Source organism: Acidovorax sp. NB1, assembly GCF_005405905.1.
Lineage (GTDB): Bacteria > Pseudomonadota > Gammaproteobacteria > Burkholderiales > Burkholderiaceae_C > Acidovorax.
On sequence record NZ_BJHU01000021.1, the window covers coordinates 317,388 to 333,217 of the forward strand.

Consider the following 15,830-nt stretch of genomic DNA (forward strand, 5'->3'; position numbering starts at 1 on the left):
GGGGTTCAGGCCATCAGTGCGGCGTGGATGGAGACAGCGGCGACCTTGCCGTGCTCCACCGCCTCCACCGTGAGGTCGCGGCCGCCCACGCGGCAGTCGCCACCGGCCCACACGCGCGGCAGGCTGGTCTGGCCTTCGGCATCGGTGGCGATGCGCCCGCCCTCCAGCGCAATGCGGCTGCCCACGGGCTCGGCCACAAAGGTCTGGCCGATGGCCTTGAGCACCATGTCGGCTTCGAGCGTGAAGGTCTCGCCGGCTTCCACCAGCTTGCCGCCGCTCAGCGCCGTGGCGGCAAAGCGCACGCCCTTCACCGCGCCGTTTTCGCTCAACACCTCTTTCGGTGCGGCCCAGTGGCGAATGGTCACGCCATTCGTCTGCGCCCATTGCTGCTCCACGGGCGATGCCGACATGGCCTCTGCGCCCCGGCGGTAGACGATGGTCACTTCTTCGGCGCCCAGCTTGCGCGACTGCACGGCGGCGTCCACCGCCGTCATGCCGCCGCCAATCACCACCACGCGGCGGCCCACAGGCAGGGTGGAGAGGTCGGTGCTCTGGCGCAGTTCGGCGATGAAATCCACCGCATTGCTCAAGCCGGTGGCCGTGGGCTCGGCCACGCCCAGCGCGTTCACGCCCTGCAGGCCCAGGCCCAGGAACACGGCGTCGTACGCGCCCAGCAGGCTGTCGAGCGTGATGTCACGGCCCAGTTGCTGCGCCGTGCGCACCTCGATGCCACCGATGGACAGCAGCCACTCCACTTCCTTCTGCGCGAAGTTGTTGGTGGTCTTGTAGCTGGCCAGGCCATATTCATTGAGGCCGCCCAGCTTGGGGCGCGCCTCGAACAGCACCACGTCATGTCCACGCACGGCCAGGCCATGTGCGCAGGCCAGGCCCGCAGGCCCGGCGCCCACCACGGCCACACGCTTGCCGGTGGCTGCTGCGCGCTGGAACAGCGGTGCACCGGGCTTTTCAAAAAATGCGTCAGTCGCATAACGCTGCAGCGAGCCGATCTCCACCGGCTTGTCTTCGTTGGTATTGCGCACACAGGCCTGCTCACACAGCACCTCGGTGGGGCACACGCGGGCGCACATGCCACCGAGCGGGTTGGCCTCCAGGATGGCGCGGGCCGCGCCCCGGTTGTTGTCCTGCGCAATGCGGTGGATGAACGAGGGGATGTCGATGCTCGTGGGGCAGGCCGTGGCGCAGGGTGCGTCGTGGCAGTAGTAGCAGCGCTCGGCCTCGATCAGCGCCTGCGCCCGGGTGAGCGGCGGGTGCGCGTCGCCGAAGTTGACTGCGTAGTCGGCCAGGTTCAGGCGTGCGGCATGAATGCCGCAGGCACGGCTTGCAGGTGTGTCCATCAGGTTTCCTCCGAGAGGGTGAGGGTGAGGGTCTGGGCGCCCAAGGGGCGTGCAAGCGCACGCCGCGCAGCGTTGAAACGCCAGCCAGTGGCGCCAACCAATGCGGCACCAGCGTGGGTGCTGGTGCCCGCAAACTTCGGAGGTTTCATCGTGGTCCTCGCTGTGGGGTGGCAGGTGCCCGCTGCTTTGGTGCGGCGGTGCCCTGCGGTGTGGATCAATTTACCAACGTGTAAAAATTTACCAATTGGTAAAATCCCTAGAGCAAACCGCGTGCCAGCCCCACGCCAGCGATTTGCCAGTTTTCAGTCCCGGCTTGTTCCACAATGGTGCAATGACTGCCGCCGCCTCCCGCCCGCCCAAAGCTCCCTCCGCCCCCCGCGCTCCCAAGGTGCCGCACACCGCCCCTGGCAACAACGTGGCGCCCCGCGCGCCCAAGGCATCGCGCCTGGCCAAGGAGCAGGGCATCCTCACCGAGGCCGAGAACCACTTCGCCCAATTCGGCTTCGAGGGCGCCTCGCTGGAGAACATTGCCGCCGCGGCGGGCATCAGCCGCCACAACCTGCTGTATTACTTCCCGAGCAAGGAGGCGCTGTACCAGCGGGTGCTGGACGATGTGCTCACCCAGTGGCTGGCGGGCATGGAAGACCTGTCGCACAGCGACGACCCGCAGCAGGCGCTGCGGCGCTACATCCGCGCCAAGCTGCACTACTCGCGCACCCGCCCCCAGGGCGCCAAGGTGTTCACCAAAGAGGTGATTGCGGGTGCACCACGGTATGGCACGGCCATCACAGAACGCGTGGCGCCGCTGCTCAAGACCGAGGTGCGCACCTTCGAACGCTGGGCGCGCGAGGGCCGCATTGCCAAGGTCAATTTCACACACCTGATGTTCATCATCTGGTCGGTCACGCAGGCGTATGCGGAGCAGGAAGCGCAGTTCGCCCTGCTGCTGGGCAAACCCGCACTGACCGAGCGCGACTACGAGAAGGCCGAGGAACTGATCGTGCGCATGGTGTTGAGCGCGCTGTCGCCCGACGCGGTGGTCTGAGCGCCGAAAGCGGCATGGTGGCAAAGCCATCCATCGGGCCAAAGCCTGCATGCTATATATTTAATAGCTTAAAAGCCAATATGGTCGCGCGCAGAAGGCCAATTTTTATCCAACCTCCCCTCTCCCCGGCGGCACCAGCGCCCTGAGCCGCCGGTACAGCGAACGTTCGCTGATGCCCAGTTGCCGCGCCAGCGCCGCACGGCTGCCCCGGTGGCTGGCGAGCGCCTGGCGCAGGGTGGCGTCGTCCGGCGGGGCGGAGGCATGTGTTGCACCCGCACCATCCGCCAAGGCTGGCAGGCCGCAGGCCAGCGCCTGGTGCACATGTTCGGCATCGATCAGCGTGTGGTCGCACAGCAGGGCGGCGCGCTCCAGCAGGTTGCGCAGCTCGCGCACGTTGCCCGGGTAGGGCTGCGCCTGCAGCACGGCCACAGCGGCTTCGGACAGGCGCAGCGCGCGGTGGGCAGGGGCCAGGCGGTCGAGCAGCGCCTGCGCCAGCAGCGCGATGTCCTCCTGCCGCTCGCGCAAGGGCGGCAGCAGGATGGGAAAGGTGCCCAGGCGGTAGTACAGGTCTTCACGAAAGCGCCCCTCGGCCACCAGGCGCGGCAGGTGGCGGTGGGTGGCCGACACCACACGCAGGTCGGCATGCCGCAGCTCGGTGCTGCCCACACGGCGGTAGGTGCCGGTCTCCAGCAGGCGCAGCAGCTTGACCTGCTGGGGCAGAGGGATGTCGCCCACCTCGTCCAGAAACAGCGTGCCGCCGTCCGCCACCTCCACCAGCCCGGCCCGGGCCTGGGCCGCACCGGTGAAGGCGCCCTTCTCGTGCCCGAATAGCTCGGCCTCGAACAGGCTTTCGGACAGGCTGGCGCAATCCACCGGCACCAGGGCGCGTGCGGCCCGGGGGCTGCCCCGGTGCAGCGCCCGGGCCACCAGCTCCTTGCCGGTGCCAGACTCGCCCAGCAGCAGCACTGCCGCCCGCACGGGTGCCACACGCGCCACCAGCCCCAGCATGCGCTGAAACGCTGGCGAGCGCCCGACCAGGCCCGGAACGCCGGGCAGGCTGGGGGCTGCCAGGGGCAGCGGCACCATCTTCTCGACGAAGAAGGCGGCCTGCCCGTCAGCCCCCCGTATGGGCGCCAGCGCGATCTGCACGTACTCCTCGCCCTGCGGCGTGTGGTGCAGGTGCAGCACATGTTCGCGCTGGCCCGACTGGCGCGCCTGCGCCAGGGGGCAAGACTCGCCCGCCTGGTCGCAGGGCAGGCTGGCATGGTGCGACACCTCATGGCAGCGGCGGCCCACCACAGGGGCCCCGCCGCCAAACTGCTGCTGGTAGGCCGCATTGGCCGCCAGGATGCGGTAGGCACCGTCCAGCAGGATGTGGGGGTCGGGCAGACCGTCGAGGAAGGACACCAGTTCGGGCGGCGGGAGGTGGGGACTGGCCATGGGTGGATGTGAGGAAGACGGAGCACAAGGCAGAGCGCCGAAGCCCCCACGGTGCCTGAGTTCGGGCGCCCTGGCTTTGATCTATGCCATGGCGTCTGCACCTGGCAGTCAGTTGGCAGTGTTTTGGCAGTGTTTTGGCAGTGGCTCGCATCCCTGGGCAAGCGAAAAGTTTCGGCACCCTGTTGATTCACAAAGGTTTTTCGCCCGGCGCCTCGGTGGCACGCCAATTGCCAAGAGAAAGCCAGGCCGGGACAGCCGCCGGGCGGTTTTGTATCCCCTCTGGTCGCGCCCCCGCCTGCTCCACCGCCCTCTCGCACACTGGAACGCCGCCATGCCCTCCACACTCCTCCCCTCCCCCACCGTCCTTGTCCCCGCTATCGACAACCCGGCCCCCACCGAGCGCCGCCAGATGGTGCTGCTGGCCGCAGCCGCTGGCGGCCTGGCCGCCGCCGGGGTGGCGATCCCCCTGGTATCCAGCCTCGCGCCCAGTGAGCGGGCGCGGGCCCTGGGAGCGAGTGTGGAGGTGGACATCAGCGACCTGCCGCCGGGCGGGCTGGCCACCGTGGAGTGGCGCGGCAAACCGGTGTGGATCCTGCGGCGCACACCCGACATGCTGGCCACCCTGCCCGGGCTGGACCCGGCCCTGGCCGACCCCACATCGCAGAAAGACCAGCAGCCCGAATACGCCCGCAACCCGGCGCGCTCCATCCGCCCCGAACTGCTGGTGGCCGTGGGCATCTGCACCCACCTGGGCTGCTCGCCCAGCGCCATCCCCGCAGGCACGGCCCACCCCAGCGTGGGGCCCGACTGGCAAGGGGGGTTCTTCTGCCCTTGCCACGGCTCCACCTTCGACCTGGCGGGCCGCGTGTTCAAGAACAAGCCAGCGCCCGTCAACCTGGAAGTGCCGCCCCACCACTACGTGTCGGACACCCGTTTGCGGATCGGCGAGGACGCCGCCTGAGTGGCCTGATGACGGCTCTGCGCCGCATCAGCCCTGTTTCTGCTGCCACAACACATCCAGCACATGTTGGGTGGCACGCTCCACGCCGCCTTCGCGGTGGGCAATGCCCAGCGGGCGCCAGAGCGGGCGCTGCAGGGGCAGCATGCGGATGCGCGGGTCCAGGGGTGCAGCAGACGGGGCCTCGTGCGGCAGCAGCGTGGCGCCGTAACCAGCGGCCACCAGGCTTTTGATGGCGTCGTTGTAGTTGAGCTGGATGCGCGCCCGGGGGTGCTCTCCCGCTTGGGCAAACCATTCCTTGCACAGGCGCGACAGGCTGGTGCCCTCGTCGTTCAAGATCAGCGGCTGGCCCGCCAGCCAGCGCGGCGTGGCGCGCCTGGGCGCGGCCCAGGCCGATGGCACAAAGGCCATGACCGGATCACGCCGCCAGGGCAGCACCGCCACCCCGCGCACAGCGGGCTGCGGCAAGGCCACCAGGCCAATGTCCAGCGCCCCGCTGGCCAGCCGGGCCATGGTCTCTGGCGAGGTCAGCACCGCCACCTGCACATCCACGCCCGGGTGGTGCTGGCCCAGCACCTCCAGCGCCTGGGGCAACAGGTGGGCAATGGCGCCGGTGGATGCCCCCAGGCGCACCCGCCCGGCCAGCCCCTGCACCTGGCGCTGAATCAGGTCCAGGGTGTCGTCCGCATCGGACAGCAGGCGCCGCGCGCGTTCGACAAGCGCCTCGCCCACGCCCGAGGGCCGCACCTCGCCGCGTTTGCGCACCAGCAGGGGCGCGCCGATCTGGGCCTCCAGGTCGGCGATATGCAGGCTCACCGTGGGCGGTGCCAGGTGCAGCACCCGTGCGGCTTCGGCGAAGGAGCCGAGGTCGGCAATGGTGACCAGGGTACGCAGCCGGTCAAGGTTGAGTTCGCGCATGACGTTCAGTAAACCTGATGCTGATGTTTGTGAAATTCAACTTTTCAAAGTTTAGACCGGCGCCGAAGATTGCACATCCCTCACATCCCTTCTTTACCGGCACCCATCCACCTCGGCATCCGCCCCCCCCGGCCAGGGATGCTGCCTTGACCACCAGGAGCCCCACCCCATGACTGCATCTCCCCTTGTTTTTATCGACGGCGACCAAGGCACCACCGGCCTACAGATCCACGAGCGCCTGCGCGGCCGCACCGACCTGCGCCTGCTGACCCTGCCCGATGCCGAACGCAAAAATGCGGCCCGCCGGGCCGAGGCCATCAACAGCTGCGACATCGCCATCCTGTGCCTGCCCGATGCCGCCGCGCGCGAGTCCGTGGCCGCCATCACCAACCCGGCAGTGCAGGTGATCGACGCCAGTTCGGCGCACCGCACCGACCCGCAGTGGGTCTATGGTTTTCCTGAAATGGATGCCGCGCAGCCTGCGCGCATTGCAGGCGCCCGGCGGGTAAGCAACCCGGGCTGCTACCCCACCGGGGCGGTGGCCCTGCTGCGCCCCCTGGTGCAAGCGGGACTGCTGGGCCGCGAGCATGCGGTGTCGGTGCACGCGGTATCGGGCTACTCGGGCGGCGGGCGGGCCCGGGTGGAAGCGCATGAAGGCCCCAGCGGCGCGCATGCCCCGGCCTTTCAGCTGTATGGACTGAAGCTGGAGCACAAGCACACGCCCGAAATCGCACAGCACGCGGGCCTGGCCCAGCGCCCGTTTTTTGTGCCCGCCTATGGCGCGTTCCGCCAGGGCATTGTGCTGAGCATTCCCCTGTTCATGCACCAGCTGCCTTCGCGTGCCAGCGGCGAGCGGCTGCACGCCTGTTTGCAGCAGCACTACACGGGCGCCGCCCATGTCGAAGTCATGCCCCTTGCACAGGCCGAAGCCGCCGAACACCTGGACCCGCAGGCCCTCAATGGCACCAACCAGCTGCGGCTGGGCGTGTTCCACAACACGCGGCATGGGCAGGTGCTGCTCACTGCCGTGTTCGACAACCTGGGCAAGGGCGCATCGGGCGCGGCTGTGCAGAACCTGGATTTGATGCTGGCCCACAGGGCCGGTTAGCCCCAGGGCTCTATGAACCAACAAAAAGGGCTCCCGATGGGAGCCCGATCTGTTTGATTTGCAGCCCCGGGGAAAAACACTCCCCATGGCAGCAACACCCCGCCAACGCGGCGTGCCACCACCATGGGAAGGCCCGCAACTGCGTCAACCGATTACATGGCGCTGAATTCGCCCGAAGGGATCTGGCCCGTGCGCAGGGCTTCAGCAGCCTGGGCACGCACCGCAGCGCGGTCAGCCGTGGACTTGTAGGTCACCACACGCGAACCTGCGGGTTCGATGGAGCGAGTCTGGGCCACAGTAGCGGCTTCAGCAGCCACTTCAGCACGGGTGCGGTTCGTGTCGAACTTCAGTGCGAACTGCGAGCCATCGGCTTCGTCAGCGTGGGCGCCGAAGGCAGAGAAAGCAGCCACAGCGGCGATGGACAGGAAACGAGCGGTCTTGTTCATGGTGAAACTCCGATGAAATTCAAAAAAGAGGGATGTACTGGGCAATACGAAACAGGAAGGGCGGTGGATTCAGCGAATCAGACGCTGAGCAATCAACCACGCTCGCCGTAAGAGATCTGGCCAGTGCGCACAGCTTCAGCAGCCTGGGCACGCACAGCAGCGCGGTCAGCGGTGCTCTTGTAGGTCACCACGCGGGAACCAGCAGGCTCAATGCTGCGGGTCTGGGCCACCGTGGCGGCTTCGGCGGCCACTTCAGCACGGGTGCGGTTCGTTTCGAACTTGGTGGCGAACTGCGAAGCATCGGCTTCGTCAGCGTGGGCGCCGAAAGAGGCGAAAGCAGCGACAGCGGCGATGGAGAAGAAACGTGCGGTGTTGTTCATGATGAAAATCCTTGAAGTTAAAAAGCGTCTCAAAAAAGCCGGGCCAAAAAACCATTCCTGAACCGGGTTCGGTGAGTCGCCTTGCGGGTTCGGCTCATCGATGGGTTGAACTGTACGCCGATGGTGTTCAGAGAAAAACCACCGGGTCGCGAACTAACTGTTCCAGTATTAGAAACAATACCGCGTGGCGTGGACAGGCACAAAAAAAGCCCGTGGTTCCTTTCAGAACCACGGGCAGGGCGGGCGCAAACCCTCAGAGCCTGTTTAAAGGCGGCGCTTTCTTGGCGACACGCAAGGGCTGCGCACACCCCCCCGCCGCCGTCTCTCAGTACAGGTACACGGCACCCGCGTTGGTGCGACTTTCGTCGGCCTGGTTGCCCCCAATGCCATTCGCCCCTCCGTCTTCCGTCGAGGCCCCGACGGCCAGCGTGGTGCCGTCGCCCGACAGCGCCACCCGGCCGCCAAAACGGTCGCCACTCCCGGTGTTCGGCGCCTTCAGGTAGGCCTGTTGCACCCAGGTGCCTGCCGTGCGGCGAAACACCAGCACGGCGCCCGCATCTGCGGCCGTGGTGTCGGCCTGGTTACCGTTGAAGCCCGTGGCCGCGCTGTTGTCGCGGTAGGAGGGCACAACCAGCGTGTTGCCGTCGCTCGACATGCTGAGGTTGTTACCAAAGCGGTGCGGGGTGCGGGTGTTGGACGCCTTCAGGTAGGCCTGCGGCTGCCAGGTGCCGCCGGCACGGGTGTAGACAAACACGGCCCCTGAGTTGAGCGCCAGGCTGTTGCTGGCAGGGGGCACCACAAAAACGCCCGTGTGGTCGCTGCTGTCTCCGTCCATGCCCACGGCCAGCGTATTGCCGTCCCCCGACAGTATGACCGCCACGCCAAAGCGGTCCAGCGCCAGAGGGCTGGGCGCCTTGAGGTAGGCCTGCTGGGCCCAGACCCCGGCGCTGCGCTGGAACACATAGGCGGCACCCGCGTCCTGCAGGGAGTCGTCGGCCGGGGTGGCGGCCGAGGCGCTGCGCTCAAAGAACGCCCCCACCGCCAGCGTGTCGCCACTGCCAGACAGGCTGAGGTAGATCCCGAAGAAATCCCCCGCCCCTGCATTGGCGGCCTTGATATAGCCCTGCTGCGCCCAGCTGGTGCCCGTGCGGTTGAACACATAGGCCGCGCCGGACGACGCAAACGCCGCATCGCCGTGGGCGCCCGTCAGGTCCCCGCTTTCGTAGTAGGCACCGACGGCCAGGGTGTTGCCATCGGCCGAGAGCGCAACAAACGCACCGAACAGATCGGAGGCAAAGGTGTTGCTGGCCTTGATGAATGCCTGCTGCGACCACGCGGTGCCCACGCGGGAATAGACATACACGGCGCCAGAGCTGCTGGCCAGGTTGTTGCTGGGGGGCATGGCCGCAAAGGTCCCCGTCTGGTCGCCGCTTTCGCCATCGGCGCCAATCGCCAGGGTGTTGCCATCGGCCGACAGGGCCACGGCATTGCCGAAATAATCGTTGGCCTCGCCATTGGGCGCGGTGATGCGCGCCTGCTGCGACCAGATGCTGCCCGTGCGGGTGAAGACATACACCGCGCCCGTGTTGCCAGCTTCGCCATACGCCCCGACGACCAGGGTCGTGCCGTTGCCGGACAAGGCCACCCGGTTTCCAAACCGCGCCTCCGCTGCCGTGCTGGAGGCTTTGAAGTAGCCAACGGCCTGCACCATGTCTGCCGCCACCGAGGCCGAGGGGGCGCTACACCCGCTGACGTTGCAGGCCCGCACCGTGTAGGTGGCATTCAGCCGCAGGTGCAGCAGCACCGGCACCGCATGCGCGAGCGTGGTGCTGGCCGTGGTGCCGATCTGCGCAGCCGCCAGCGGCCCCGGCCCGTCAGGGTCTTCGTACACGGTGTAGCTGGTGGCATGAACAGCGGCCTGCCACGAAAAGTTCAGTGCCTTCGTCCCATAGGCAATGGCCATGCCCAGAGGAGCAGCAGCAATGGGTGGAGGGGGCGGTGGCGGGGGGGGCACATCGATCGTGCGACAGGTCACCCGCACCTGCGTCACCTCTGTCAACGCCACGCCGGTGGCGCCATTGGCCTCGCAAAACTGGTCCACCGGCTGCACCTGCACAGCCACCGAATAAGTGCTGCCATGGGGCACGGCCTGGGCAAAGCGGAATGCCCCATCGATGGTCACCAACAGGTCGGCCGTGCCATTGAGCCGCAAGGTCAGCGCCCCCGCGAGGCCCGCCACCGTCCCGCCCACCGCATAGGTGTTGGTGGTGCAGCGGACCAGCACATTGGTGACCGGCCCCGCCACCACGCCCGCGCCGTTCTCCACCAGGCAGGTCTGCCCCGTGGGCTGGGTGCGCACCACGATGTTGTACGACTCGCCCTGCGCCACCTGGGTGGCATAGCTGCCGCTGGTGGTGATGGTCCATTCCCCCCGCGTGCCATTGGCCAGCACCAGCACCCCGGCGAGCCCGCTCACCTGGCCACCCACGGGGTGCTGCACTGCTTCGGGCGGCGGAGGCGGAGGGGTCGCCGCGCCATCGCCCCCCCCGCAGGCCACCAGCGCGCTGCCCACCACCCCCATCAACACACCGGCCGCCCAGCGGCGCATGCGCAGCAGCGCCTGGGGCAGCCCGAGCGGCCCACACGGTGCCCCGCTGGGGCGCTGTGGGCAAAGGGTTGGGCTAGGGGTAGGGGAGGGAAAAGAAGCAGATCGGGACATCAAGGGTTCTCCGCGCACGGGACAGGGACAGCGGCCCGGCAGGCCAGCACGCACTCTAGTTTTTGCAAGCGCTCGCACCCACCCCACCGAAGCCGGGTTGACAGACGGGGCTGGCGGTGTGCTTGCCTTTCAGTTCTGCGGCTGGCTGCCGATAAACCCTGGATAAAACCAACGAGAAAAACCCAGCAATGAGTGTTGTCGGCCTGTCCAGCCTCTCCCCCACCCCGGCGACCGCGTGGAGCCCCGCAGTGACCCCCGCCCCATCGGCAGCCACGCCCCTGGTCACCGCACCGCCGACACCCATCACAGTCAACCCCACCACGCCCAGCCACAGCGTCGCTGCCACCCCATCGGTGAATGGCAGCAGCCAGTTCCTGCACATCACGCAGAGGCCAGGCAGCCTGGAGACAGCCACTGCCACCTACGAAGCGCTGCTGGAAATGCAAAACCGGGGCGGGCGCATGCAGGTGTGGGAACAGGCCCCCGACAACACGCTGGCTGAGGTGATGGGCCGCAACACCAGCGGCACCACGCAACAGGGCCGCCTGGCGGGCCTGGGCTCGGCGCTGCTGGAGCAGGTGGCCAGCACGGGGGCGGGCTACCGACAAACCGTGGTGTACATGGCTCCTGCCTATTCGCCCGACCGGATCCAGGGCAAGGCGATGGATGCGCTCTGGTCCTTCAAGAGCCGCCCGAGCGGCAGCGTGGAACTCTCCATCGAGACCCGCTCCGGCGCCCGGGTGCGCCTGTCCATCCACGACCAGCGCGAGCCCAGCGCCACGGGTTCTGGCATGTCGGTTGAAATCGTGGTGGACGGAAAACTCAGCGTGCAGGAGCGCGAGGCGCTTCGGGCCCTGGCGGGCGGGTTCGACAAGGCCGTGCAAGGCCTGTCAGGCGACGACCCCAAACTGGATGTGGAAGAACTGCTCCGGTTCGACACCAAGGCTTTCGCCCGGCTGGAACTGCAGCTGGAGAGTTACGGCAAGGACAGGGACGGCAACCGGGTGCTGACGCTGGGTGCACAGCTTCAGGTCGATGGAGACCGGCGCGCAGTGCAGCTGCGCAGCCGCGAGGGGGTGGTGAAGATGGCCACCGACCTGCGCCAACCCGCGCAGTGGGGCACAGAGGCACAACGGGCCAACGCGGTGGAACACTACCTGGGCCGCATCGACAAGGCGGCAGAACGCGGCCAGGCCCAACCGGCGCTGGTGGACCTGTTCAAGTCCACCTTTGCGGCCATGCACAGCCGCTACGACGCCCCCCAGGCGGGCGTCGGCCTGAAGCTTGGCACCCCGCTGCACACCCAAACAGGCACCTTCGGCGAAGAGGATCAGGGCCTGCTGACGGGCCTGGCAGACTTCGATGCCAGCATCACCGCCACCACCCGGGCCACCAACCCGCGCCGTACACAGGAACTCGACACGTTCCACTACACGCTGAACCAGTCCACCCACATCACGGGCAGCTCCAGCCGCAACCGGGCCGTCAGCCAGACCCAGACGGCGCAGCTCATGGCGTCCTACCACCAGTCCCTGCTGGTGTCGGCCGCGCCCCGGCTCGACACCACCTCGGCATCGCAGAACTACCTCTACAACAAGGTGGAAGACCGCAGCAGCACGGAGGTAGACCTGGCCTACGACAACGGCGAGGCCATCCGCGCCACGCTCACACAGGCCATGTCCCGCTCGCAGCACACCACCCGGGTCGAGAACAACCAGGTCACCGCCAGCACCACCACCGCGCCTGGCGAGCAGTCCCGGCACACCGACCTGCTCCCCCTGCTCAAGCAGTTGCAGCGCCAGCAAGAGGCCCAGGATGCGGACGACACCGCCCGCCGCGAGCGGCAGGCCACCCTGCAGGCCTGGCACACCCAGGTATTGCAGGGCCTGTAACGGCCGCCCCGGCAACCTGCCCAGCGCCTGTCACCCGGAGCCTCCACCCCTGCCCCACCCGGGCGGCGGCGTTCTGCACACCTTCGCCTCCCTTTTTGCCCTTCCAAACCCCCAGGCGTCTGCAGGGGGTGTCTTGAAACGGCCACAAATGCCCGTATCATTAGCACTCACTGCAGACGAGTGCTAACACGCCCCGCCTGCCGGAAGTTTGGTAGCGCCTGGGCATCCAGGCGCTGAGTACGTCAGCTTTTTTACTGAAAACAGGAGCATTGCAATGAACCTTCGCCCTCTGCACGATCGCGTGATCGTCAAGCGTATTGAAAGCGAAACCACGACCGCCTCCGGCATCGTGATCCCCGACAACGCTGCTGAAAAGCCTGATCAAGGTGAAGTGCTGGCCGTGGGCCCTGGCAAGAAGAACGACAAGGGCGAAGTGGTTGCCCTGAACGTGAAGGTCGGCGACCGCGTTCTGTTCGGCAAGTACTCGGGCCAGACCGTCAAGGTCAAGGGCGACGAGCTGCTGGTCATGAAGGAAGACGACCTGTTCGCCGTGGTCGAGAAGTAATCCCTTCTCCCTCGTTTACTCACTTTTTCATAGCTGCTAGCGCTTACTGGATAGGCGCAAGCAGCCAATTTGAATCAAATTTTAGGAGCCAAACATGGCAGCAAAAGACGTAGTTTTCGGCGGCGAAGCCCGCGCTCGCATGGTTGAAGGCGTGAACATCCTGGCCAACGCGGTCAAGGTCACGCTGGGCCCCAAGGGTCGCAATGTGGTGCTGGAGCGCTCGTTCGGCGCCCCTACCGTGACCAAGGACGGCGTGTCCGTGGCCAAGGAAATCGAACTCAAGGACAAGCTGCAAAACATGGGCGCCCAGCTCGTGAAGGAAGTGGCCTCCAAGACCAGCGACAACGCTGGTGACGGCACCACCACCGCCACCGTGCTGGCACAAGCCATCGTGCGCGAAGGCTTCAAGTACGTGGCCGCTGGCATCAACCCGATGGACCTGAAGCGCGGTATCGACAAGGCTGTGGCAGCCCTGGTGATCGAGCTGAAGAAGGCTTCCAAGCCCACCACCACCTCCAAGGAAATCGCCCAAGTGGGTTCGATCTCCGCCAACTCCGACGAAACCATCGGCAAGCTGATCGCTGACGCCATGGACAAGGTCGGCAAGGAAGGCGTGATCACCGTGGAAGACGGCAAGTCGCTGGACAGCGAACTGGACGTCGTGGAAGGCATGCAGTTCGACCGCGGCTACCTGTCGCCCTACTTCATCAACAACCCAGAAAAGCAATCCGCCATTCTGGACAACCCCTTCGTGCTGCTGTTCGACAAGAAGATCAGCAACATCCGCGACCTGCTGCCTACGCTGGAACAAGTCGCCAAGGCTGGCCGTCCCCTGCTGATCATTGCCGAAGAAGTTGACGGCGAAGCCCTGGCTACGCTGGTGGTCAACACGATCCGCGGCATCCTGAAGGTTGTGGCTGTCAAGGCTCCTGGCTTCGGCGACCGCCGCAAGGCCATGCTGGAAGACATCGCCATCCTGACGGGCGGCAAGGTCATCGCTGAAGAAGTGGGCCTGACCCTGGAAAAGGTCACGCTGGCCGACCTGGGCCAAGCCAAGCGCATCGAAGTGGGCAAGGAAAACACCATCATCATCGACGGCGCTGGCGCTGCCGCTGACATCGAAGCCCGCGTCAAGCAAGTGCGCGTACAGATCGAAGAAGCCACGTCCGACTACGACCGCGAAAAGCTGCAAGAGCGCGTGGCCAAGCTGGCTGGCGGCGTGGCCGTGATCAAGGTCGGCGCTGCCACCGAAGTCGAAATGAAGGAAAAGAAGGCCCGCGTGGAAGACGCACTGCACGCTACCCGTGCAGCTGTGGAAGAAGGCGTTGTGGCCGGTGGTGGCGTGGCTCTGCTGCGTGCCAAGCAAGCTGTGGGCGACTCGGTCAAGGGCGACAACGCCGACCAAGAAGCCGGTATCAAGCTGGTGCTGAAGGCCATCGAAGCGCCTCTGCGCGAAATCGTGAACAACGCCGGTGGCGAAGCCTCGGTGGTGGTGAACGCTGTGCTGGCCGGCAAGGGCAACTACGGCTTCAACGCATCGAACGACACGTACGGCGACATGCTCGAACTGGGCATCCTGGACCCCACGAAGGTCACCCGCACGGCCCTGCAGAACGCTGCTTCCGTGGCATCGCTGCTGCTGACGACCGAAGCCATGGTGGCTGAGGCTCCGAAGGAAGAAGCCGGTGCCGGCGGCGGCATGCCCGACATGGGCGGCATGGGTGGCATGGGCGGCATGGGCATGTAATTGCCCGGCTGCTGAGCCCCTGGCTCCGCACCACCAAGCCCGCAGGCCCCACGGCCTGCGGGCTTTTTTCATGGCGGAAGCAAACCGCATTCACCCGCCTATATGCGATATCAGCAGTTAACAAATATCAACAATTCATAGGTCCTCATACTGAATACGCCATTCAGCGTGGAACACCCAATTAGTTATATTTCGATACAATTTTTAGCGTTCCGTCCCCCTCTGCGTGGATTCGCTGGCGATCTTCCTTGCAGCGCCGCGTCTCGGAGCCCCCCTCCCCCTCCACGACCATGGCGTTCACCCCTCCCACCGTCACCGTTCTTGACCTGACCGCCCGGCTGGGCCTGCATGCCCTGGCGCAGCTGGGGGTGGCCAATGCGTCTGGCCCCGGGCCCTGGCTGCAGGTGCCGCTGGCCGACGCCAGCGTGGCGCCCATGATCGACTGGCTGCGCCCCGCCAGCGCCAAGGAGCTGCGGCTGCCCTCGCCCGCAAGCGCCGCCGTGATCTTGCTGGTGGGCCCGGGCTCGGTGAACCTGGTGCGCGCCACGCTGGAGTGGCTGGCCCCCCAGAACCCCGCCGTGGTCTGGGCCTTCCTGATGCCCAACGCGCTCATGGAGGAGTCCATCTTCAAGTCTGCGCCACCTGCACAGATGGCGCGCACCCATGTCTACCAACTGCCCGACAGCAGCCCCCAGACCCTGTGGTTCATCCTGATGGAGCAGCTGGGCAAGCTCAGCGCCATGGATGAACTGGCCCTCCAACACACCCACAACCTTTTGCAGACCGACGATATGAGTTCCAACCTGAAGCAATGTATGGATGCCGCAATGACCATCGACGGCGCGCAAGCGGTGGCGCTGGTGGACTACCGCAGCGGCATGTGCCTGGCGCAGGCAGGCGGTGGCCTGGACCTGGACTTGGCGGCCGCCGGCAACACCGAAGTGGTCAGGGCCAAGCTCAAGACCATGGAGATGCTGGGCCTGCGCCGCGGCATCGAGGACATCCTCATCACCCTGGGCGACCAGTACCACCTGATCCGCCTGGTGCCCAACAACCTGGGCCTGTTCCTGTACCTGGTGCTCGACAAGGCCAAGGGCAACCTCGCCCTGGCGCGCTACAAGCTCACGGACATCGAGCGCTCGCTCAAGGTCTGAAGCCCGCGCGGCCCGCCGCGCCTCCGACCCGCCACAAAAAAGCCCGCAGACCTCATGGCCTGCGGGCTTTGTTTCTTTGGGCAGCTCTGCGCTGAGGGCGCGG

General features: G+C 66.5%; 14 protein-coding genes. 7 read left to right on the forward strand and 7 right to left on the reverse strand.

Annotated elements, in window-relative coordinates:
- Positions 1-5: 5 nt before the first annotated feature.
- Entirely contained in the window at positions 6-1,355 is a 1,350-nt protein-coding gene (locus tag AvAM_RS09800) for an NAD(P)-dependent oxidoreductase (protein ID WP_137746873.1), read from the reverse strand.
- Positions 1,355-1,504 carry a hypothetical protein gene (locus AvAM_RS25625; protein ID WP_171012181.1) on the reverse strand — a complete coding sequence of 50 codons (150 nt, stop codon included), beginning with the start codon at positions 1,502-1,504 and terminating at the stop codon, positions 1,355-1,357. The genes AvAM_RS09800 and AvAM_RS25625 overlap by 1 nt, the downstream gene beginning before the upstream one ends.
- A gap of 182 nt (positions 1,505-1,686) precedes the next feature.
- On the opposite strand from AvAM_RS25625, the gene AvAM_RS09805 reads away from it, so the two are divergent.
- Positions 1,687-2,400 (forward strand): TetR family transcriptional regulator C-terminal domain-containing protein, encoded by a 714-nt coding sequence (locus AvAM_RS09805; RefSeq protein ID WP_171012182.1) that lies wholly within the window; start codon positions 1,687-1,689, stop codon positions 2,398-2,400.
- 105 nt (positions 2,401-2,505) lie between these two features.
- Here AvAM_RS09805 and AvAM_RS09810 read toward each other — a convergent pair whose 3' ends face one another.
- Complete coding sequence (locus AvAM_RS09810; RefSeq protein WP_137746874.1) at positions 2,506-3,840, reverse strand: sigma-54-dependent Fis family transcriptional regulator; 1,335 nt, start codon at positions 3,838-3,840, stop codon at positions 2,506-2,508.
- 409 nt (positions 3,841-4,249) lie between these two features.
- On the opposite strand from AvAM_RS09810, the gene petA reads away from it, so the two are divergent.
- Positions 4,250-4,801 carry a ubiquinol-cytochrome c reductase iron-sulfur subunit gene (petA, locus tag AvAM_RS09815; protein ID WP_249368052.1) on the forward strand — a complete coding sequence of 184 codons (552 nt, stop codon included), beginning with the start codon at positions 4,250-4,252 and terminating at the stop codon, positions 4,799-4,801.
- Between the two features lie 27 nt (positions 4,802-4,828).
- Here the strand turns inward: petA and AvAM_RS09820 are convergent, their stop codons facing one another.
- Entirely contained in the window at positions 4,829-5,716 is an 888-nt protein-coding gene (locus tag AvAM_RS09820; RefSeq protein ID WP_137746876.1) for a LysR family transcriptional regulator, read from the reverse strand.
- Positions 5,717-5,885: 169 nt separating this feature from the next.
- Here AvAM_RS09820 and argC point away from each other — a divergent pair, with 169 nt between their 5' ends.
- A complete protein-coding gene (gene argC / locus AvAM_RS09825) occupies positions 5,886-6,824 on the forward strand; it encodes an N-acetyl-gamma-glutamyl-phosphate reductase (protein WP_137746877.1) in 939 nt (312 codons plus the stop codon).
- A 152-nt stretch (positions 6,825-6,976) separates the two neighbouring features.
- Here the strand turns inward: argC and AvAM_RS09830 are convergent, their stop codons facing one another.
- From AvAM_RS09830 to AvAM_RS09840, 3 genes are all read right to left on the reverse strand, one after another.
- Positions 6,977-7,270: a DUF4148 domain-containing protein gene (locus tag AvAM_RS09830; RefSeq protein WP_137746878.1), complete on the reverse strand. Its 294-nt coding sequence runs from the start codon at positions 7,268-7,270 to the stop codon at positions 6,977-6,979.
- Positions 7,271-7,362: 92 nt separating this feature from the next.
- Positions 7,363-7,650 (reverse strand): DUF4148 domain-containing protein, encoded by a 288-nt coding sequence (locus tag AvAM_RS09835; protein WP_137746879.1) that lies wholly within the window; start codon positions 7,648-7,650, stop codon positions 7,363-7,365.
- A 325-nt stretch (positions 7,651-7,975) separates the two neighbouring features.
- On the reverse strand, positions 7,976-10,258 hold the full coding sequence (locus tag AvAM_RS09840) for an FG-GAP repeat protein (protein ID WP_137746880.1): 2,283 nt from the start codon (positions 10,256-10,258) through the stop codon (positions 7,976-7,978).
- Positions 10,259-10,557: 299 nt separating this feature from the next.
- Here AvAM_RS09840 and AvAM_RS09845 point away from each other — a divergent pair, with 299 nt between their 5' ends.
- The 4 genes from AvAM_RS09845 to AvAM_RS09860 all read left to right on the forward strand — a co-directional run bounded on the left by AvAM_RS09845 (position 10,558) and on the right by AvAM_RS09860 (position 15,727).
- Positions 10,558-12,261, forward strand: a complete 1,704-nt coding sequence (locus AvAM_RS09845; protein ID WP_212742266.1) for a hypothetical protein — start codon at positions 10,558-10,560, stop codon at positions 12,259-12,261.
- Positions 12,262-12,535: 274 nt separating this feature from the next.
- On the forward strand, positions 12,536-12,826 hold the full coding sequence (locus AvAM_RS09850) for a co-chaperone GroES (protein ID WP_137746882.1): 291 nt from the start codon (positions 12,536-12,538) through the stop codon (positions 12,824-12,826).
- Positions 12,827-12,920: 94 nt separating this feature from the next.
- Positions 12,921-14,573 (forward strand): chaperonin GroEL, encoded by a 1,653-nt coding sequence (gene groL, locus AvAM_RS09855; protein WP_063460143.1) that lies wholly within the window; start codon positions 12,921-12,923, stop codon positions 14,571-14,573.
- A 791-nt stretch (positions 14,574-15,364) separates the two neighbouring features.
- On the forward strand, positions 15,365-15,727 hold the full coding sequence (locus AvAM_RS09860; protein WP_137747092.1) for a hypothetical protein: 363 nt from the start codon (positions 15,365-15,367) through the stop codon (positions 15,725-15,727).
- The last annotated feature ends 103 nt before the right edge of the window (positions 15,728-15,830 follow it).